Source organism: Chthoniobacterales bacterium (assembly GCA_039930045.1).
GTDB lineage: Bacteria > Verrucomicrobiota > Verrucomicrobiia > Chthoniobacterales > DASVRZ01 > DASVRZ01.
In genome coordinates, this window is the sequence record JBDSQB010000007.1 from 62,950 (window position 1) to 83,490 (window position 20,541).

Here is a 20,541-nt window from a genome sequence, read left to right on the forward strand (position 1 = left end):
ATTCGACTTCCAATCGTATCAGGCCCGGCCCTGACCTCTTCATGGCGACGGCATTTCGTTATTCCTAGTATGCAACCAGACCCCGCTGATCCTCACAATCTCGCCAGCCCGGAACACGAGATTCTCCAGACCATCCTCATCGCCACCGAGGGCGCGCAACCGGACGCGCACGCCCGCAAAATCCGCGAACTGCTCGAGGGCCGCGATGGCGTGGATGAAGTCCGCGCCGAACCGGAAAACGCCCGCGTCGTCATCACCTTCGACTCTCGAAAAACGGACGTCGCGCTGCTTCACGAGACTATCCTCCAAGCCGGCTATCAGGCCGACGGCACCGTGGCCGACTAGCCCAATTCTCCTCAGCCATTCCGGTAACATGCCGACGACCCTTCTTTCCACACTCGACACCCTCCTCGATCACGCCCTCGGCCTGCACCAGAAAGTCGATACCCTCACCATCGGGCAGACCTGCACGCGCACGGTCGTCGTTTTCCTCTTCGCCATCGTTCTCATGCGACTGGCCAACAAACGTTTCATGGGCCACAGCACCGTCATGGACGCCATGCTGGGCATCGTCTTTGGCTCCGTCCTCAGCCGGGCGATCAATGGCGCCGCGCCCTTCGTGCAAACCCTCGCCGCATCGTGCGTCCTCGTCGCCTGCCATTGGATCGCGTCGGCCCTCGCCTGTCGTTCGCATCGCCTGGGATACTTCTGGAAAGGCCATCCCACGCTGCTAGTCCGCGAGGGCATCGCGCAAGTGGACGCCATGAGGCGATGCCAGATCACCGAGCACGACCTGCACGAGGCGCTCCGCCAGCAAGGCGAGCCGCCCGACATTGCCAAAATCGCCCTCGCCAACCTGGAGCGCAACGGGCGCATCTCCATCGTGTCCGGGCACTGACTAACAACCTTACTTAAACAATGGCCTTGCGGAGAAAGGGAATCTCATACAACAACTGAACTAGACACCTTTCATAGGAGTTAGGCGTTTTTCCATTTAGAGCGATTGCGAATCAGGTAAGCCAGAAAGCCGCCAAATAGCAAAAACTGTATTGTAATGCTAATCGCTGGATGATTGATGAGGCCGACCCTAAGAATGATTAGCGTGGTGAAGAACACCAGACTACAAACGCAATAGACTATCCCCAGATCGTATGCGTATGAGCGCCGAAAAACGATAGCGAGTCCGGTAATCCCTGCGAATACGAACAGTAAGCACGTGGCGGCAAAAAGAGTCGGATTCTGGTTGTAGGAAAATGAGTTGGTAAGAAAGCTGACGCTCATTTTTTGGGTTTCACTTGGGTTCGACCCTGCCACTCCCAGCGTGCCAATGGCAACGATACCCATGAAGATGAAGAAGTAACTGATGATTCGGATGAAAAGAGGTGCTTTGCGCATAGTTGCTGTTGGTGGATAGGATGTATGTAATCTGAGTGGCCTTGTATCTAACGAGTAAAAGCTCAGCGACGCTCTGGGAGTGGCGCCAAAGGCTGCTCCGCAGCCGACGTTGGGACTGCTGGGTATTTGTCATCGGACATTAGTCGTGAATATTCCACAAATTTCACTTCACCGACGAATGCTGCGAGGTGTCCTCAATGCCCCAAAGACTTTGGGCGAGCATTTGAGGCGGAAGCGCGTCGATATGGGACTAAGCAATGTGCAAGTCGCTGAAATCATGGGTGTGGCTTACCAAACAATCCAAAGATGGGAATGTAATCGTCGGCCAATCGCGCCCAACAATCAGAAGAAGATTATCCAGTTTTTAGGTTAAGATCCTCGCCGGTCGTCCCAAAATCCAACACCTGAGTCAGAATAGGATTTTGTTGGGCTTTTGTCAGTTGCAAACAACTCCGTAACTCCTTGAATTTCCAATATTTATCCCACTTATTCGTTCGGATGGATTTCTGTTGCGAACAGGATGTCTGCATGGTTTTCCGCATCCTTCTTTCCGAAGGGTTCAGAACTTAAGGGAAGCGATTTCCTGTTCTCCGTTATGGGTGAATCAAGTTGGACAAGCTGAGTTTCAAGCTCCCCGACTTTTCGGCTAAAGCCGATCAGCTTCTCCACATATTGCTGTCGCTCGTCGTTGAAAGTGTCCCGCTCTTTTTGAAGTTGTTCGATGAAGTAATCCTTGGCGCGATTGGAAATTTCCAAATCACGCAACTTGTATTCCAGGCTGTCCGAGTCCTCGTTTCTTTCCGCACGTCTCGTCTCGCTTTCCGCAGCTTTCGGACTCTGATATGCCTGTTTTTCTGGCTGATTCGATGGGTGCCCGTTTGCCGATGCCTTGGCTTGCTCCTCTTTGATGGCGAGGTGGATGCTCTGCTCGGTTATGAGATACCTGCGTTCATTGGTGTCAAAAAAAGCATCCAACCGGGCGATACCCTGTCGGTTATGCTGGCACCAGTTGATGATGCTGCGTTCCGTTCTTGGCACACCCGCTTGCTCAAACATCCGAGCTACTTCCCGAACACTGAGAGTGTGGTGTCCGGTTCTTTCGGCAGCTTTCCGAAGGGTTCGGAAGCGTTCGGAACAGTGCCGAAGCCTTCCGAAATGGGATCATTCATGATGATTAAATTAGCGAATAATAAAGGCTGCCTCTTTCCGAAATTCCGCAGGTGGAGCCACTGCAATGATTTTATCACAAAAGACAGAGGAAATGAACAGGTGGCACACGAGGCAGCGCTTGCCGGTATGAGGGGAGTCTGATATTCTGATGGTATGACAACCTTGAGCATCACACTGCAAGACGAGGACAAGAGCTTTATCGAAACCGTCGTAAAATCCGGGCGTTATTTGACGGAGAGCGAAGTGGTGGCTGACGCTCTGGCAGGATTCAAGGTGCAAGAGGAAATTCGCAAGCAACGCCTCGCCAGTCTCAAGGCGAAAATCCAAGTGGGAATTGATGAACTCGATCGGGGCGAAAGCGCGGTTTGGAATGTCGATGAAGTGAAAGCCAAAGGTCGGGCGTTACTGGCCAGCCAGCAGGCGGCTGCCTAAATTCCGAATGGCTCAGATTATTCGTTCTGCCCAAGCGGAAAGAGACGCGGTGGAAATATGGGCTTACATCGCCCGAGATAATCCGCCCGCCGCCGACCATCTTCTGGAAACGTTTGACGAGATCTTTACCTCGCTCTCGATGCAACCTCATTTGGGCAAAACCGTCGAAGAACTCGCGACCAATCTGCGACAGCACCGCATTTCTCACCAGAAAATGAGTGTTGCGCGGTCTTGATCTTAAACGTCAAGAACCGCATTCGAGGACATCAAATGATCTCCATCGGGTCAGCGTGCGAGACTATGGCGCAACCGCGAGAAGTATTTCGCGCCGCCGTTATCGGTGGTGCCTATGCCATCGTATTGATGCATAACCACCCCAGCGGTGATCCAGAGCCATCCGATGCAGACCGAATCATGACAAAACGCTTCGTGGAGGGCAGTAGGATTCTTTGCGTCCACCTGCACGATCACGTCATTGTGGGACGCAGGAAATTCTTCTCCTTCAAAGCAGCGGGTCTTCTCCCTTAATACTTCCCGATCAAGCTCTTAGCTTGGTCGGGTTTTTTAATATTGTGAATTAGCGAGAAAGCCAAGCTAGAGGCATCATTTTCGCACCCATTTGGAAAGCGGCAGTGTATCTCTGTTGGTGGAAGCTTCGCATCACATGTTACAGTTAGATGACAGTTGCGTTACAACGCCGTGGTGTTTTTTTCAAAACAAAGAACTTTTTATTTGCTCGATCTGTAAGTGCTTGTATCGCAATGCATTATAAGAATAGCAGGCGTTACGTGATTGTTACATTAGCGAGGTTGATTGGATGTTTTCCGTCCTTACTCTGGTGGACGAATCAGCCGAGCTGGAGTGAGTGACCGAGTGGTCAGTTAGCACAGGCGGGCTGCTTCCCCTTAATCGCTAACTAACTATGAAAAAATTTATTATCACAGCCTTGGCTGCCGCAGCCGTCTCCGGCTCCACCAGCTTCGCTGCTCTTACTTACAACTCCGATGACCTAGTCATCGCCTTCAGCACCAGCTCTACGGTGCCTCACACCGGAAACACCTATTTGGTGGATTTTGGAAACCTGAGCGACTTCATTGGCGCGGGTGCTTATGCCACTGGCACACATGTGGTGAATGCCGGACAAGGTAGCGCGTATCTCGCTGATCTAGCTGCTGCCAGCATTTCTTTAGGCACGGCCACCTTCAGCATCCAAAGCGCTAACTTCGACGATAGCAGCCTGACCTTGAGCAAAGCTCGTACTAGCAGCGGCACGCAGTCAGTTGCTTTTGGCAATGGATCCACGGGCGGCGCCAACGGCGATATGCTGCAAATGTTCCTGAGTCTAGGGACTACTGCCACGACCACGACTGCATCCAATAGCTTTTCGCAGAGCACTGGTGATGATGCGAGTTACGGGAAATTCGTTTTTGGTTCTCTGAGTCCAACCCAAGCTTACGAGCGCTACACTAATCCAGAGGGCTCACTTTCGCAGACTCTAGATCTGTATGCGGCGACCATCAACGGAACAGGGAATGCCACCTACCTTGGTAATTTCACGTTCAACACTGCCAATGGCAACCTCAGCTTCACGGCAGTCCCAGAGCCCTCCACTTACGCCCTGCTCGGACTGGGTGCCCTTGGACTTCTCTTCAAAGCCACTCGCCGCAACAAGAACGCCGCGTAACTTCAATCACTACTTAAATCCCAATCTTAAAATACTAATATGAAAAAAATTATCCTGGCTGTTGCCTCCGCAATAGCTTTCTCAATGTCAGCCCACGCGGACGTGACTGTTTACATCACCGGAGCCACCGCCTATCGCGGTCCGGCGATCTCTGCCTTCAAATCGTTCCTCGACGGCGGTTACGTCGCCATTTACGGGGCGAAAACCGGTGTGACCAGTGAATCGAATGCGGCCAATGTAGCCTTCCGCGGCACGTCCGTAGCCAACCCAGGCTTGGGTGTGGTAACCATCAAGGCCGCATGGGGCGGCTCTGTGGGTGGCGTTAAATTGATTCAATCCACCACGACCTTCAACATCGACAGTCAGCCGGGTGTTTTGGGCTGGATTCCAGACACCGCGCTGCCAGCGGGCAATGGCGTGGCCGGCAGTCCTGTGATCTTTGCGGGAACGGAAGACAGCACCAACTTTACCATCTTGGCCGCTGATAGCTCAGGTGCGAAATCCTTTGAACGGGGAGCAGGGGCCGCCAAGCCGGTGGCTGCTTTCTCCGACGCATTCCAAGCTTCCGCACTCGGTGGTGCGGCTGGTGACGCAGTCGGTCTAGGAACCGATACTGCCACAGGTAAAATCGGCGTCATTCCATTTGATTTCGTTGTTTGCAACGGCGTCACTCCGGGTTCGGTGACCAAGTATGTGACTCCTACTTTTAGTTCGGGTTCCAATCAAATCACCTACGCGTCGAAAGCAGGCGATCTCACCACTGGCAACATCGGACGGGTGATTGCCGGAGCAGGCATCCCCATTGGCACGACCATCACGGCTGACAGTGGCACTGTGTTGACGATTTCCGCCAACACCACTGCAGCCAACACCGCGACTCTCACCTCCATCAGCTCGGCAGATACGGCTGTGGCTCCCATCAGCAACATCACCGCCAACCAAGCCAACCAGTTGGCGCAGGGCGGTGGCAAGCTTTCCCTCTTCACCGGCAATGCCAGTGACGCGGGCGTCGGGGTCTATCTCTATGGACGCAATGCGGATTCAGGCACACGCATCTCCTTCCTTGGAGAGAGCGGTCGTGGCATCACGGCGCGCCCCTCGTTCCACTTGCAGCCCACTTTCACTCCTGCCGGTCCGGGCAGCGGCAAAGGTGGCGCTCCTGGCAACTTGGTGACTGGACTTAAAAAATGGCCGACTGAGAGTGTCCTGAGCGTAGTCTATACCTCGGGCCAAAGTGGCTACACAGGTGGTGGTGATCTGGCGGGAGCGTTAAGCTCTCCTGGCAGCACCTCGGCCACCATGGACGCGGCTACGTTGAGCGGATTCAATCCCGGCTGGATGATCGGCTATCTCGGACGCAACGACGCTCGCGACGCCTGCGCCAGAACATTTGGCCAAAACACAGCCAAGCGTCTCACCTTCAACGGTCAGCAAGACTGGAATGGCACAAGCTTCAACGTCGATGGCACACCAGTCAGCGGCTACAACGACACCGCAGTGCGCGAGGGCAACTACCAAGCGTGGGAATTTGAGCATTTCTTCAAGAAAGCCACGATTCCAGACGGCGGCGCCACCGACACGGTGCTGGACGCCATCGCAGCAAACATCCTGGCCCAGAGCGCACCGGGCGGCACCATCTCGTTGAGCACGATGCACGCAACCCGCTCTGTCGAAGGCGGTCCGATCAGCTACTAATACCAGTTACATAACGATGAGGGCTGGTGCGGATGAAAATGTCTGCACCAGCCTTTTCGTTTTAGAAAGACCATCGGAATGATCTACTCCAAAGCATGGGCCGCCATTGCGGGCCTCCTTACCACCCTGATTCTAATCGCCCTTATTCTATGCCGCTTCACTTCTGAAGAAAGCGACGACTCCTTGCGAGGTAAAGTCGAGTTACCACCCAATCACCTTTCCCATCAGGCGGCTGCAGCCCATTCATCCGCTGGTCAGCCCTCGAGCCAAAGCCGTTATTTCGAAGCCTCAGACGCTGATCTGCATCCATCCAAACAAGAGGATGAGCCAGAGATCCTGGCCGCGCTGCCCGTCGCCTTACAACAGGAGCAACCCTGGCGTTTTCTAAAACCGGAGCAGGTAGTGGCCGTCAAAGCCGTCCAGAAAGAATTCCAAAAAGCCATGCAAACTGCGGGCAGCCCCTCCAGCGCACTCTATCTGGAGCGCTGGTTAAAGGAACAGGAACTCGCCGATCAAAAACTCATGGCCTATCTCGGGCCCGATGATTTTAATAAGCTCCACCAGCCGGGTCAGTAGAGGGATTTTTCATCAGTTCCCTGGCAGTGGCTTCGGCCCGGCTGCGGTCGGATGAGTCTTGATATATTCCTCCGCCATCCATTTCCCTTCCTCCACCTGCTCCTTCGTCACGGCTCCGGCTTCCACCAGTCCATTGAGGCCCTTGATCGCAGTGATCTCCTCCTGCCTGGCACTGAGCGAATACCAGAGCAGAGCCTGCTGGTAATCCTTCTTTAGACCGCCCAATCCGTATTCATACATGCGAGCCAGATTCGCCTCGCCCTGTTTTTCTCCCTGTTCGGCGGCGGCGCGATACAGGCGCACGGCCTCTGCAAAGTTTTTCTCTCCCCCCAAGCCCATCTCATATTGCACCGCCAGACTATTTTGGGCGGGCGCATTTCCTGCCTCGGCAGCCTGGCTGAACCACCTCCGGGCCTGTTCCAGATCGCGAGGCTGGCCGTTTTCACCATTGAAATAAATCGTGCCGAGCTTGAATTGCGCCTGCACCTGGCCAGCCTCGGCGGCGCGGCGATACCACTGCACCGCCTTCGCGAAATCCTGCTTCACGCCGCGGCCACCGGCATAGCACCAGCCGAGATTGTATTGGGCCACGGGATCGGCGAGGTCGGCCCCTTTTTTGAACCACGAAAACCCCTCCACATCGTCCTGCAGCAGATGGCTCGGCGCGGTATAGATCGCCCCCAACTGCACACAGGCACGCGCATCCCCTTGCGCCGCCGCCTGTTTGAAATACTCGATCGCCTGGGCCTCATCTTTTGCGACTCCCTCGCCCCTTGCGTAAGCGCGACCTAGCTCGAAGGGCGTCGCAACGGGGGTATTTTTTGAATCGAGTCCCATTGCAATGGAGAGCGGAAACACGGCCAGACAAAGTATCGATCTAAACATACGCAGTTAATAAACGTCACCTGCGAGGCGGATCACGTTACATTTGGGTGACAGACCAATCACCCGGATCGGCGGCTAATTTCCAGCGAGCCCTGCTAACAATGCGACGGCCTTTTTGCGGGCTTCCGACATTTCCTGCTCGTGGGATTTGAAGGGAAGATTGGCCAGCGCTTCCTCCGAGGCGGGATCGTGGCAGCTCGCGGCGATCATCAGCCAGGAAATGGCTTCCACTCTTTGCGCCGGGTCGGGGTTGGTGGCCGGATCGAGGATTTTCCCCAGATGACTGGCCGCCGGGGAAAATCCCCGTTGCGCCGCCTGCCGATAGTACTCGATGGCGCGAGTGGTGTTCTTCTCGCAGCCGGTGCCGGTTTCCAGCATTTCACCCATCGCATTTTGGGCCTGCGGAAGCTGCTGGCTGGCGGCGGCTTCCACCCATTTCAGAGCGGCTGCTTTGTCGTTGGCAGTCGTCGCTGAATCCAGCAGCAGCATACCGAGATTGAGTTGCGCCCTGGCGCTGCCCCGGTCGGCTCCTTTTTGAAACCATTCCCGAGCGGCGGCAGTATCTTTTTCCACCACAAGTCCGCTGCCGTGGAAGAAACCCATGCCGGCAAATGCCTCGGCGTAGCCCTGGTCGGCCGCGGCTTTCATGAGGGTAAAAGCTTTCTGGCTGTCGCTCTTCAGAAGCTTGCGGGCCAGATCGTATTGGGCGGCGGTATCGGTGGGAAACGAGTTGGAAGCGTCTAACAAAGAAGCCGGATGGGCTGTGATTAACATCGGATCATCCGCGAGCAGGCTGGTAGCCTGAGCGATGTTAGCAGAACCAATCAGGAGCAGAAAAAGACGGAAACGAATCTTCATAGAATGAGGTCGGAAAGACCCTGCGGTTTTCCCGAAATTCACTAGAGCAGATCGCCCGCTACTAACACGTTACGTCTCTGTACCCATCCCGTCACAACTGCGCGACAAAACTTTATCCGCCGTAGCCCAAAACCTCGACCGATATAATGGAGGGCAACTCCTCCTGCTGGCCTTGCGTTTGCCCAGCCTTGGCCGTGTCGCTGGCGGCGCTGCTAGAGGCCGCCGTAGTGTTAGAAGCTGCCGCGAGTCCCGCGAGATTCACCGTCGGTGCGACGACATTGGGCACACCGCCACTACTACCGGTAACTTGGATATTATCCGCGTTCAGGACGGAAACGGCGGCGATGTTCAAATTACCGGTGGCACGAATGCCAGCGTCGCCCGCATCCACGGTGCCGGTGGGTGCGATGAGATCGACGTTGCCCGGCGCGACGTCGCTAACGGAGGCCAGAACACCGATGCCGCCGCCCGTGGCCAGACCCGCGAGATCGGTTTCCACGGTGGCCGTTTGTGCGTCGATCACGACGCGCGTCGGCGGCGCTGTTTTGACAGTTTTCGAGGCGTTGCCCGCAGCGATGTCACCATTGGTGGACCAGATGATTTCGTCGCCGCCGCGCAAGGTGAAGATGCGTAGCGCTCCCACTTGCACGCTCTGGTCGGTGAAGATGGAAATGCTGCCGCCAGCCTCGGTGATGATGCCCGGCGGGACTTCGTTGGGACCGGGGATGTCGTAGCCAAGGGTAAGTCCGCCGCCGGGCGCCAGGATATCAATGGAACCCCCGGCGATGGTTTTCACACTGCGCGAGGAAAGGTCGATGTCGCCCGCGAGACCCAAGGTGGGGAAGAGGCTTTGAATGGCTGCATAACCCGGTGCATAGGTGTCGAAGTCGGGGCTGGCCGGGTCGTTGTGGCTGCGGCCCGCATCGCGAAGCATGAGGTAGAAAATGTCGAGCGCGATGCCAGCCTGTTCCTCCGATGTTAGTTTCGAGAAACTGAGCGGAGTTAGATCGGAATCTGCGGTGGCAAGCTGCGGCAGATACAACGCGAGGTTTGCCGTAGTAAGCATGTTACTAACAAAGCTGGCAAAATCGAGACGGCTACCCGCCAGGTCTGACGGCCCGCCCATTCCCGCAGCTAGAAGAATGCGGGCGCCATCGAATGGCAGCGCCGGATTACGCTGATTGCCGATGGTGCTAACTCCGATGCCCAGATCGCTGGCGAGATCGGCGTTGCGCCCATTGCCGAGGATGAGATTGCGCCCGGCGAGCACTTGCAGTGAACCGGGCCCGCCGATTTGAATGTCACCCGATTGCGCGGAATTGGAATTATTGAAAGCCAGCAGAGTGGAATTGCCGACTTGCTGGGCTTCCTGCAAAAGCGGAGCGTTGGGATTGTAGGCCACAATGTCGCGCCCGGCAGAAACGACGGAGGTGTCTTGCGCCGTTAGATTCTGAATATAGAGGCCGATGTCGGTGACATCATTGGCTGCCAGGATGCGGGCTGCCTTGGGGCTGAAAATGGTGAAATCAGCGATGTTGCCTGTGCTGGCATACAGACGCAGCGGCTCGGTGTCGCCGGCGTGCAGGAGGGTGGCGTCGTGCAGCGAGAGTTTGGATTGGAGCACGGCGCGATTGCCCACGGTGGATCCCGATTCAGCAAACAAGGCATCGAGTGGCAGGAGGACTGCTCCCCTCGTTTCCTGAGGTGACGAGCCGGCGAGGACGGCTATTGCCTGGGCCGATAGCGGAGTGTATATGCCCGGCAGCCGGGAAGGGTCGGCGTCTGAGAGGTTGATCTGACTGGAGTTCCAAATGGTGTAGAAAATATTGTTTCCCTGCGGACGCAGTCCATTGATCGCTTCCCCGGCCACCATTTCCAATGTGCCTCGCGCAGATGGAGAGAGAGTGAGATTTCCCGCGATGTTGATGCTTCCCGTAAACGCGGTGGCCTTCAGAGTGCCGGGCAGAAGCGAGAGCACCGTGGAGAAAGGGAGAAGATTGGTTTCATCCAGGCGAATCCAAGGCTCCGAGTAGGCCGCCGTGGGACCTGTGGCTCCGACTTGCAGCAGCGAGACCTGACGCAGCCAGGCTAGAAGAACGGGCTGGCTGGAACCCATGAAGACATTCTCCCGCAGATCGATATTTCCGCCGAGAGATGACACTTCCACCGAGTCATCTTGGGCATAAGTGGAGAAGTAGGTGCGGTATTGATAGTTATTCGAGACTCCTCCCGGGGCGAGGAACGCATTGACGACAGGCCCAAGCAGAATGTCGCCGTTAGCAGCCACATCAAAACTTCCCTTGCCAAGGAAAAGCGTCGTCGGCAGCCAGGTGGTCTCGGGAGATTTCACTGGAACTCCGCTGACGACGGCACTGGACGGTGCGCGGGTGGAGTTGGTCGTGATGCTTCCGCCGGCATTAAGGATGCCCTGGCCGCGCTCCACATAATAGATTCCGGCATCAATGTTGCCACCGGTGTTGACCAGAAGATCGCCGCCGCCGAGTTCCACCATCGGAGCATTCGCAGCTAGGATGGCTCCAGTGGAATTTTTTCCCGCGACCCTTGCATTCGTGGCCACGACAGCATCCACATTTTCGACATTGCGGCCAGCGACTAAACTCACATTACCGCCGCCAAGGGTGCCGATACCCTCAAAGAAATTGCTAAAATCGATCCACCAAGTTGTGGAGGCGATTTCTCCAAATGGGCTCCGGCCAAATCGGCCATCGGCTTGCACGTAGCCGCGTCGATAGAGCCAGTTGGTGGGAATCTGCCGCTCGGAATCAGCCTGGCCCGTGGATGTTTGATGTCGGATGTCCCTCTGCGCGGTGATAGTTACATTGCCGCCTCCCAAGCTATACTGGGGAGCCCAAGCCGGCTCTTGGTAAGCTCCCAATTCGCCCTGAGAAACCACAAATGGAGTCGGCAGTTCGAAATCTCCCGCCGCTGCGACTTGGGTGGCGTTGGCCAACTGGGTACCAGCCGTGTAGATGGTGGCAAACGGATTCAGAAGCTGCACGTCGCGACCCACGGCGACGTCGATGTCGCCCGAGCCGGTGCGAATGACTTGATAGACATTTTGCTCCAGCAGCGCGATTAAGGTTAGGTTTTCTGGATCGTTTGGAAGTCGGGTGTAGTCCTGTCCGAGGCGGAGTGAGCCCATGTTAGGAGACAGGCTGGCGAGCGACTTTACCTGATGGAAATCCGTCGCGCTGAGATCGGAACCGGCGGACAAATGATAGGTCCACGACTGCGCGTTGGCCGGCAACTGGCTGTTGTAGGCCATGAGCGGAGCCGCGTAGAGAACGGGGATTTCCGTGGCGAGATTCACATCAAAGCCGTCGCTCAGCGCACCATTGAAGACCAGATTTCCCGCCGCACGCATCGTTAGTACTCCGGCGGCATTGCGTGGACCGAATCGGTAGGAGGACAAATCCCAGTCGTTGGAAAGAGTCAGGTCGCCCGCGGGGTTCACAATCTCCGCGCCTGCGGTGATGACTGCCGCGAAAGGGGCCGCGCCGCCGAAGATTCGCTGGGAAATGGCGGCGCTGTTGCTGGTGAACTGGCTTGCGTTATTAAAGATGTCGCCTTCGGCATTGTCGATCTGGCCTCCAGCAGGTTGATAGATGCGGAAGCCCTCGACCACGATGCTGCTCGGGGAACCCAACAGTGTGCCTAACAATGGATCGACCCCGAGATCGGTGCCCGCGACATTTTGTGGCGCGCGCAAATGAAGCGTGCCGGTGAAGTTCCCCAGTGTGGCGGCTTCGCTGACTTTCATGGCACTCACACTGCCATCGGCGTTGTAAGTGGCCTTCACACCGAGGTTCAGGATTGCGCCGTTCTGAATCTGGACAGTACCCGTGCCGGACTGCGTGTAAACGCCGTTGGTTAGCACGCCCGAGCCGGCTTCCAATGAAATGGAGCCGCCCTTGCCAGCATGGTTAAACGTGTCGCCCTCGACGGTTAGAAGTGAGCTACTTTCGAGCACGACATCCTCGGAAGCGACGAGTCGAATGGAACCGCCGATAGTGCCCGATGCATCAATTTCCCCAGAGCCGCTAACGAAGATCGAGCCGTGATCGGTGGAGAGCGAGTAGGACTGCGCCCGCACGAAGCCGCCGAGCGTCACGTCGCCATTGCGCACGCGGTAGGAGCGCGAGTTGGCGAAACCTCCCACATCGAGGCTGGCCGAGAGCAAATCCGCGTCTGGCATTTCACTAACATCGAGAGAGAACGAGCCGGAGGTCGCGCCACTTCCAGCAGTTCCCAGAAGTTTTCCAGCCAGCAAGAAATTCCCTTTCGGAGTACTCACAGACAGCGTCCCGGCATTTCCTTCAGCCGAAATGTTTAGCTCGGAACCGCTATCTACCACGATGTCGCCTGTCTGCGATGTTAGTTCGATCTCGCCGCCGGTCGTGTAACGAATCAGGTCAAAAAACCGTCGCGCTGTGCCGCTGACATCCAGTTTTCCACCGATGAAAACTCCATCTGAAGCCAATCCACCGGTGGCCGAAATGGAGAGCAATCCACTGTGAAGAATGACGTCGCTGTTCACGGTGACGCTGGAACCCTGAAGATTCAATCTCGCGCCCAGTCCCTCTGAGCTGGATTCTTTTCCGCTGCTGGAGTTGAAGGTGAGAGCCTGCGTGGAAATTAGGGAATAGCTAACTTTGTTCGCCGCCGTGATCAGCGGCGTGGTGCCGCCGATGGAAGCGCTGGTGGTGAGGCTGCCGCTGCCGGTGAAGACGAGGCGCTCGGACGCTGTTAGATTCAGCGTGTCGAATTGATCGATCCGCACTGCGCCAGAGCCGAGTTGGATCGTATTCGCATCGAGCTGCAAAGTGCCCGCGAACGTTACCGATGGCACGTTGCTAACCATGCGATTGGCGGCATTGTCCACTAGGATACTGGTGGCCTGCAAACGGGCGATTCCATCGGCAGCCTCGAAGCCACGAATCTCCGAAGTGTGCAGGGAAAGTGTGCCGTCGAGGGCAAAAGTTCCGCTGCCATAAATGTCGATGGAGCCGTAACTCAGCAGGGAAAGAGATTGGGAAGTTTCCAGGTTTTGCAGCACAGCGCCGCGCAGGACCAGTCCGGTGAGGGGCGCAGAAGTAGAGTCGAGTTGGATCGCAATCTGGCCTGCGTCGATCGTCACATGGTCGCTCTGGATTCGCGTTTGCGGATCGAGCGTCATGGAGTCTGTGGAATCGAGAATCACACTCGATCCAGAGAGTTTCGCGCGCGAGCCGACGGTGAGGCCGGGATGTGTGATTTGGTTGGAACTCAACCCCAGGCGAACGATTTGTGCGTCCGAATCACTGCTGACCCTGAGTAACACGCCATCGCCGCTGCCAGGCTGGGTGGCATCGCCGAGACGGAGAGTGTCGGCGGAACCTGCCGGTCTGCTCGATTGGATAATTCTGGCCCCGTCGGCCACCGTGAGTTGCCCACTTGCGGTGAGAATAATATCGGAGCCCCGCAGGGGCGACCCGGCGTTATCGATGGTGAGATGGCCGGTCGTCGTGGTGACGAAAACTTTCCCCGCATCGAAAGTGCGCTCGCCACCGATCAGCAAACTCTCCGCGCCAAACTGCGACAACTTTTTGGCATCGAGTACAATGCCGCCCGCATCGGTTTTGCCTCCCGAAATAAGAATGTCGGAGGAGCTGCTAATATCGATCTGACCGCCATGGAATCCGTGCGCACCGGTGGCGAGAACAGAGCCTTGCAGAGCGAGATCGTTGCTGGCTTGGAAAAGAAGATAACCCGCGTCCTGCGGCAGTCTCGGAGCGGGAGCATTGTTAGTCAGCGCCCCGTTGGTTAGGAAATCGCCCGCGAGAAAGTCCTGATACTCGGCTCGCCCGCGAACGACGCCGGACGAAGCGATTTCGAACCGCTGGAGAAGGGATTGTCCGCTGCGATAGCCGGAGACAAAACGGGAGCCCTCCGGCATGGCGAAGCTGCCAACCGGCGTTCCACTTTGGGGACTCACGAGAAAGGCTCCGGGGAGGAGCGCGTAGCGGGCCGGTAGCAGCGTGTAAGTCCCGGCAGGCAATCCGCCACCACCTTGCAGTGTGATTTTTTCACCCGCGCGCAACGTGCTCACATAACCCGGATCGCCGCCGAGATTGTCGGTGGAGGGATTGGCATTGAACGGCGCGTAGGGCGCAAAATCGGAGCCGTAACCGGGGATGATCGCGAAGACCGAGGTGCTGTCGAGAATGTCCCGGCTTCCGCCAATACCCGGCACCCAGCGATAGGAATACAAGTCGCCGCCGCCGCGAAGATCAAGGATCGAGCCGGCTTGGTCGTTGATTTGCAGACTGGACAAATGGATCGCTTTGGCTGGCAAACCGCCAGCGGTAATGTCTGTGCCCGAAGGATCGATCCAGCGACTTCCATTCGCATTTAACCCAAATGGAACCAGTGCTCCGGCCAACGAAACCGAAGTCGTGCTGCCGCGTAGAAGAGCCAGACTCTGCGTGATGTTTACCGCGTGCAACTGCAGCGATCCGTTTCCGGCCAGACCTGCACCTGAGATGAGATCCTGCGGAGTCGCACCCTGGCCATTCCATCCGAGATTGATCGTGCCTCCGGGTGCAAACAAACCGCCACCTTGCTGAATGTTAGAAGCATAGATGCTGAGGGTGCCGCCCGCAGAGAGCGGCAGCGCTGCCTGCCCAGAGCCAACGATCCTGACCGATCCAGAACCGGGCGCTAACACCACCGGGGTATTCGTGGCAATCGTGGCGCTTGCATGACCCTGAAGCGTGACTGTAGTTCCGTCGATGCTCGCGACGGTGGAACCTAACAAAGCGGAGCCAACTCCGAAGCCTGGAGGCAACTGGCTGGAGGCGAGTGTGACTCGATTCGTGCCCGTGGAACTCGCCGCCACGACGATGTTTTTATCATAGGCGGCAATCGTGAAACTGGACGCGGTGGTGGGGTAAACCTGGGCCGATTGGAGGCGAATGTCGCCCGCCACATCGAGGATGCCATTGCCTCGGATGTCGCCGTTGTTTGCGATCAGATCGAGCTTTCCGATTCCCTGCAAAGACAGGCTACCGACATCGATCAAATTGGCAGTGACAGTAAGGTGACCCGCCCCATACGTTGGGCTGAAAAAGTAGGGGCCATTCAGGGTGAAAATCGATTGAACCTGATCCTGCTGGGCGACGGTTTGAGGCGTTTGAAATGCCATTCCAAGCGAGACGTAGAGAGCCTTCAGGCGCACTTGGTCGTTGGCAAAAATCACGCCGCCGTCGCCCACATGCAGTTCATGGCCTGCGGAAATGGAGACGGGTCCCTGGAAGGACACCACACCTCCCAGAGTGACGGAGTCGAAGCCGCCGCGATCAAAACTGGAGACCGCTAGATGACCTCCACCGGAGGCGGGCCCGGCAACATTCACCACCGGCTGGCCGATGTGAGCAGACTGCGGCAGGACACGTCCGTTTTGCTGAACGGTCAGAGTCACGTCCAGCGGAGTTTGAGGGATATTGGGATCAGGGAAAATCGAAGAAGAAACGCTTAGCGATCCACCCAGCGCGCGTTCGCCGCCCGAGGCTCCTAACAAAGTCGCGTCCGAATACAGAAGCTGCCCGCCTTGCAGAACGATGGAGCCGGCATTGCTTGCCACGGTGGTCGCGATGCGCGGTCGTCCAAAGAAGGAGCCATTGAGCGGGTTGATGCCGCCCGTTTCCAGTCGAGTTTGAGTGTATTGTGGCGAGAGGTCGAGCGTGTCGCTCGTTCCAGAGACATCGAGCAGCGATCCATTTTCCGCGATGATATTTCCCGTAAGCTGAATGATTCCACCGTCGAAAACCGACCCGGTGCGATAACCCAGGCCATCCTCGTAAATGGAGGATGCTCCAGCCGCAGACAGGACGCTTTGGCGACCCAGATGCACGGTGGCCACAGCCCGGTCGGCGCCGGCCACGGTGAAGAGCGTGGAGGAATTTGTCCCGCCCGAGATGCTAATTTTGCCGCCCGGAGCGCTAATGGAACCGAGGATGTCCGCCGTCTGCGCGGAGATGCTAACTCCGCGGGAGGGAGCGGAGAAAGGATCGCTCACGATTTTTGCATTCGCTCCGAGTACGAAGTCGCCGCGAACGACCAGTCTTCCAGAAAAATCGGTGGCTCCCTGCGCGATGAAAGTGAGACCCACGCCCGATCTTTGTGCCTGCGGCAAAAGCGTCGAAGAAAGGCTGGTTTTCTCTGACGAATCGGGGAAAATGCTGGCGACGAGGCTGCGGGCTTGAGGCTGCAGGAGCGTTCCGGGCGCAATCGAAATCGCTGGCAGAAAAGCATCCACTGCGCCACCTGCCATGCCGATACCGGTGAGGCTGAAGTTTTGAAATCCGCCGGAGTTAAAGAATTCCGGCTGCAGCAGGAGAAACGCGTTTTGCGGAACCAGCGTCCCGTCGAAGTCGAGCATCCGGGTTCCTTCATTGAGGACGATGTTAGGAGCCTTGCCTCCGATTTGAATCAAAGTCGCCTGCAAACTCAGGCTGCCGCCCTGGCTGCCCGAATAGCCTCGCAAATCCGAACCCAATGTTAGCAATCCGCCCGTAAGCGCCGGTGATTTCGGGTCCTGACCGGTCTTGATTTTGATCGAGCCGGCCTTGCCGTAAGTTCGCTGTCCGGTGGTGCTGATGTTCACGCCGCCGGAAACGTCGATGATGCTGCCGGCTGCGAGGTTCGCGCTGAAGGTGTCGATCGAGACGCTGCCTCCCACGGTGTTGAGAAGTGCTAGTTGGTAGCGGTTCGAGCGGTCGTCAATGACCAGCCCGGCAGTGTCCAGGATGGCATTGGAACCCAATTGGAAATTTCCCCGCATGAAGTCCACAGACGGGTCGGGAGGAATCACGTCGGACGGCGGATAGAAGTGCGAGCGGAATGGCGTGGTGTCGTAAACGACGAAGTTCAGGCTGCCCCCCGGAGCGGAAACGCGCCCATCGATGGTGATATTTTTGGCGGTGAGCGAGATCGTGCTAGCCCCCGCACCGCGACCCGCTGCGACCGTTAGTGAGACGTCTTCTGGAACAACGATGTCGCCATCGGAGTTTTCGATGGAGATTTTTCCAAAGCCGCCGGTGGTTAGCAGCTCCGGCGAGAGAACGACCTGACTCGCACGTCGCGGATCTAACAAAAGCGGGTTGCCGAGTTCATCCATTCCATAGCGCACAGCGGGCAGAGCGCTGGATGTTTGAAAGGTGATGACGGGCGGCGTTGGCGAAAAACTGAAGTGCTGAATGTTAGCATCCTGCTGCTGAAAGGAAAGTGACAGCGAGCCAGGGGCGGGAGCTTCATTTCTCTGACGCGAACCCGCAGAGGTGGCTCCCAGCAATTTCCCATCCAACGCCATTGCCGGGGCGGTGATGCTAATACTGCCGCCGCGCGCGCCTTCGACGTAACCCGCCTCGTAGTGCGAGCCTGTGAGAGCCAGCGCGTGGCTGAAGATCTGGGCGATGCCGTATTTTTGATAAATCTGCTGAAACTGGCCGGTGTAAAATCCGTCGTAAACTCGATCCGGTGTGGCTTGGGAAATATCCAGTAGTTGACCGTTGGTTAGCAGTCGGCTGGTTTGAACCGCGCCGCCTTCATAGCTAATCGAGCCGCCGGAAACATCCACCAGTGAGCCGGTTTGCAAGACGACAGAACCGCCCGCTTTCAACTCCACCGAGCCGCCGCCGGTGGTGAGTTCGCCCACGGATCTTTGAATCAGATCGCGATAGCCGCGCGCGTCGGCCAGCGGCGTGCCGACCCAGGTGTAATCGCCCGCGCCGTCGTTGAGCGTCGCGTCCCAAGGCCCGTGAACGCGGAGATCGACGGCGAGTGTGGTGCCACGAATAGGCCCGGTGCGTTGCAGTGGTGAATCGGCCAACTGCGAGCCGCGCACATCGACGGAGAGGATGTTTTTCGTCGTGGAAACGGAGACACCCGCGCTTCCGGCGACATTGATCGTGGCGTCGCGATCAATGAAAATCTGGGGCGCAATGCCGGGTGCACTGGTGAAGATGAAATTGGCCGTCTGGTTGCCAGCGACCTCCTGATAGTCCCAGAGTCCGGCGCGCAACGAGACGATGGCGTTTGGCGCGAGAATCGACGAGTCGGGCGCGAGGTGAATGGCCGCGCCCTGCAGGTTGATTTGCGAGCGCAATGGCAGCGTCGTGCTGGCGAGAGTCTGCGTGCTGGCCAGTTCCGGGAGAATCTGCGTCACGCTGCCCGCACCGAGGGTAACGTTGCCGCTGTTTTTGAAAAGAAAAGGCGGGTTATCGGGCCGAACGATTGGATCGTAAGTCGTGTTGGTGACGGCGTTGTAACTGGCTCTGAGATCAATCCGTCCATTCAGTCCGACCGAGGTTGTGCCGCTGATGATTCCCTGCTGGCTGACGGTTTTTCCGGTCAAAATAGCCGAGGCGCTCTCGACCGAGATCAGCCCGGAATTGAGCGTCGTGCCTGCGCGATCACCGACGGCTCCGACCGAGACGTCGAGCCCACGCAAACTCGGATCGGAGGAGGCGTGCGCGCTGATTCCGATTTGCAGACCCGAAGCCAAAATGGTCTGTCCGGCAGGAGTGGAAATGCTGCCAGCGTTGGTCACATTGGCACCGACTAACATGATGCGTCCGCCATTGCCTTCCGCCGTGACAGGGCTGGAGAGTTGTGCGCCGGATTGCACAAAAATATTTCCGGATTTCGCCATTGTAGGAGTGTAAGTCACTGTGACCGCAGCTCCATCTATCTTGAGGAGTCCCGCCGAGGTGAATGTGACTGAAGCCCGAGTTAGAACCGGATCGGTGCTAACCTGATAATCTGTCCCGGCGATAAGTTTGGAACTCCGACCGTCGCTCGCCCGGAAACTGAGCATCGGAGCGGCGACCAGAGCTTTAGAACTAGTTAGCGCGACCTTTTGTTGAAAGACATAAGTAGGATCTATCGAAGATGCGGTAAAATCAGGATCGCTAGTAATAGGATTGAAGGCGGGCGTGCCACTCGCTCCACCGGCCAGAGGCAGCGCAGAGAATAGAAACTGCGCGTCGCGATTGTTAAGCAACCCCTGATTGACCAAGTTGCTGTTGATCGGCAGAGCGGACGCAATCAGGCTGCGGGTATTTACCTGGCTGCTGCCGCCGAAGAGGATGCCGTTTTGGTTGATGAGATAAACCTGGCCGACGGCGTCGAGGCTCCCGAGGATTTGAGTTGGGTTGCCGGTCGGATCGTTGATCTGGTTGAAGGCGATCCATTTGTTGGCGTCCTTGCCGCCAGCGGTTTGGTTGAAGGTGACGGCGGTTTTCTTGCCGATGTTGAAGGTTTTCCAATTCAGCAATGCCTGCGATTGCGTCTGGACGATAGTCACCCGCGTTTTGCCACCGAAAACTGTCTGCGTCGGGAGCCGGGCTCCGGTCCAGAGCGCGGGATTTTCGGCCACAGTCGGATGCGTCAGATTGATGGGAACGCCAGGGGCGACTTGCAGTGCGCCCACGCCTAGCCCGTTGGGAACATTTGGCAGCGTCTGACCGGGGAAATTTGGGTTCCGTCCAAAATTGTTAGAACCAGTGAGAGCCACTTTTCGCGCACTCGCCTGCATGGCCTGCACGGAACGAATCGCCGCTGTCGTGCGGGCCAGAGCATCGGCTGCATTGGCCTGCGCCCTGGCTGCTTGCGCCGTGGTGTTTCCAGAGGTGGCGGCCGGCGCATTGGCCTGTGCGGCAGGCGTGCCTCCGCGCAAAATATCACCCGCCCAAGACGACGGAACGGCGGCCAGCGCAAGGCTAACGGCGAGCGTTATCGAGTGGAAAGGGGAGGTGTTTTTGAGGTGACCCATCGGGCAAAAGTGC

At 57.2% G+C, this 20,541-nt stretch carries 12 protein-coding genes; 7 read left to right on the forward strand and 5 right to left on the reverse strand.

Features of this window, described 5'->3' with window-relative positions; all coding sequences use genetic code 11:
- Window positions 1–69: 69 nt before the first annotated feature.
- Both ABIT76_06570 and ABIT76_06575 read left to right on the forward strand, forming a co-directional pair.
- Entirely contained in the window at window positions 70–345 is a 276-nt protein-coding gene (locus tag ABIT76_06570) for a heavy-metal-associated domain-containing protein (protein MEO7932803.1), read from the forward strand.
- Window positions 346–373: 28 nt separating this feature from the next.
- Window positions 374–898, forward strand: coding sequence for a YetF domain-containing protein (locus ABIT76_06575; GenBank protein MEO7932804.1), 525 nt, complete (start codon window positions 374–376; stop codon window positions 896–898).
- Window positions 899–978: 80 nt separating this feature from the next.
- Here ABIT76_06575 and ABIT76_06580 read toward each other — a convergent pair whose 3' ends face one another.
- Both ABIT76_06580 and ABIT76_06585 read right to left on the reverse strand, forming a co-directional pair.
- Window positions 979–1,395, reverse strand: coding sequence for a hypothetical protein (locus ABIT76_06580; protein ID MEO7932805.1), 417 nt, complete (start codon window positions 1,393–1,395; stop codon window positions 979–981).
- 486 nt (window positions 1,396–1,881) lie between these two features.
- Window positions 1,882–2,451 carry a hypothetical protein gene (locus ABIT76_06585; GenBank protein ID MEO7932806.1) on the reverse strand — a complete coding sequence of 190 codons (570 nt, stop codon included), beginning with the start codon at window positions 2,449–2,451 and terminating at the stop codon, window positions 1,882–1,884.
- A gap of 267 nt (window positions 2,452–2,718) precedes the next feature.
- Between ABIT76_06585 and ABIT76_06590 the strand changes: the two genes are divergently transcribed.
- From ABIT76_06590 to ABIT76_06610, 5 genes are all read left to right on the forward strand, one after another.
- Window positions 2,719–2,997: a type II toxin-antitoxin system ParD family antitoxin gene (locus ABIT76_06590; protein MEO7932807.1), complete on the forward strand. Its 279-nt coding sequence runs from the start codon at window positions 2,719–2,721 to the stop codon at window positions 2,995–2,997.
- A gap of 7 nt (window positions 2,998–3,004) precedes the next feature.
- The gene (locus tag ABIT76_06595) at window positions 3,005–3,232 is read left to right on the forward strand and encodes a type II toxin-antitoxin system RelE/ParE family toxin (protein ID MEO7932808.1); all 228 of its coding nucleotides are present in this window, start codon (window positions 3,005–3,007) and stop codon (window positions 3,230–3,232) included.
- Window positions 3,233–3,919: 687 nt separating this feature from the next.
- Entirely contained in the window at window positions 3,920–4,681 is a 762-nt protein-coding gene (locus ABIT76_06600) for a PEP-CTERM sorting domain-containing protein (GenBank protein MEO7932809.1), read from the forward strand.
- Window positions 4,682–4,765: 84 nt separating this feature from the next.
- Window positions 4,766–6,376 (forward strand): hypothetical protein, encoded by a 1,611-nt coding sequence (locus ABIT76_06605; GenBank protein MEO7932810.1) that lies wholly within the window; start codon window positions 4,766–4,768, stop codon window positions 6,374–6,376.
- Between the two features lie 78 nt (window positions 6,377–6,454).
- Entirely contained in the window at window positions 6,455–6,952 is a 498-nt protein-coding gene (locus ABIT76_06610; GenBank protein MEO7932811.1) for a hypothetical protein, read from the forward strand.
- Between the two features lie 12 nt (window positions 6,953–6,964).
- Here ABIT76_06610 and ABIT76_06615 read toward each other — a convergent pair whose 3' ends face one another.
- From ABIT76_06615 to ABIT76_06625, 3 genes are all read right to left on the reverse strand, one after another.
- A complete protein-coding gene (locus tag ABIT76_06615) occupies window positions 6,965–7,837 on the reverse strand; it encodes a tetratricopeptide repeat protein (GenBank protein ID MEO7932812.1) in 873 nt (290 codons plus the stop codon).
- A gap of 75 nt (window positions 7,838–7,912) precedes the next feature.
- Window positions 7,913–8,695, reverse strand: coding sequence for a tetratricopeptide repeat protein (locus ABIT76_06620; protein ID MEO7932813.1), 783 nt, complete (start codon window positions 8,693–8,695; stop codon window positions 7,913–7,915).
- A gap of 112 nt (window positions 8,696–8,807) precedes the next feature.
- Complete coding sequence (locus ABIT76_06625; GenBank protein ID MEO7932814.1) at window positions 8,808–20,528, reverse strand: filamentous hemagglutinin family protein; 11,721 nt, start codon at window positions 20,526–20,528, stop codon at window positions 8,808–8,810.
- Window positions 20,529–20,541 lie beyond the last annotated feature (13 nt).

Bases quoted from the DNA above. Each gene is read 5' to 3' on its own strand.
- ABIT76_06570 (MEO7932803.1), top strand. From the start codon at position 70: ATGCAACCAGACCCCGCTGATCCTCACAATCTCGCCAGCCCGGAACAC.
- ABIT76_06575 (MEO7932804.1), top strand. From the start codon at position 374: ATGCCGACGACCCTTCTTTCCACACTCGACACCCTCCTCGATCACGCC.
- ABIT76_06580 (MEO7932805.1), bottom strand. From the start codon at position 1,395: ATGCGCAAAGCACCTCTTTTCATCCGAATCATCAGTTACTTCTTCATC.
- ABIT76_06585 (MEO7932806.1), bottom strand. From the start codon at position 2,451: ATGTTTGAGCAAGCGGGTGTGCCAAGAACGGAACGCAGCATCATCAAC.
- ABIT76_06590 (MEO7932807.1), top strand. From the start codon at position 2,719: ATGACAACCTTGAGCATCACACTGCAAGACGAGGACAAGAGCTTTATC.
- ABIT76_06595 (MEO7932808.1), top strand. From the start codon at position 3,005: ATGGCTCAGATTATTCGTTCTGCCCAAGCGGAAAGAGACGCGGTGGAA.
- ABIT76_06600 (MEO7932809.1), top strand. From the start codon at position 3,920: ATGAAAAAATTTATTATCACAGCCTTGGCTGCCGCAGCCGTCTCCGGC.
- ABIT76_06605 (MEO7932810.1), top strand. From the start codon at position 4,766: ATGTCAGCCCACGCGGACGTGACTGTTTACATCACCGGAGCCACCGCC.
- ABIT76_06610 (MEO7932811.1), top strand. From the start codon at position 6,455: ATGATCTACTCCAAAGCATGGGCCGCCATTGCGGGCCTCCTTACCACC.
- ABIT76_06615 (MEO7932812.1), bottom strand. From the start codon at position 7,837: ATGTTTAGATCGATACTTTGTCTGGCCGTGTTTCCGCTCTCCATTGCA.
- ABIT76_06620 (MEO7932813.1), bottom strand. From the start codon at position 8,695: ATGAAGATTCGTTTCCGTCTTTTTCTGCTCCTGATTGGTTCTGCTAAC.
- ABIT76_06625 (MEO7932814.1), bottom strand. From the start codon at position 20,528: ATGGGTCACCTCAAAAACACCTCCCCTTTCCACTCGATAACGCTCGCC.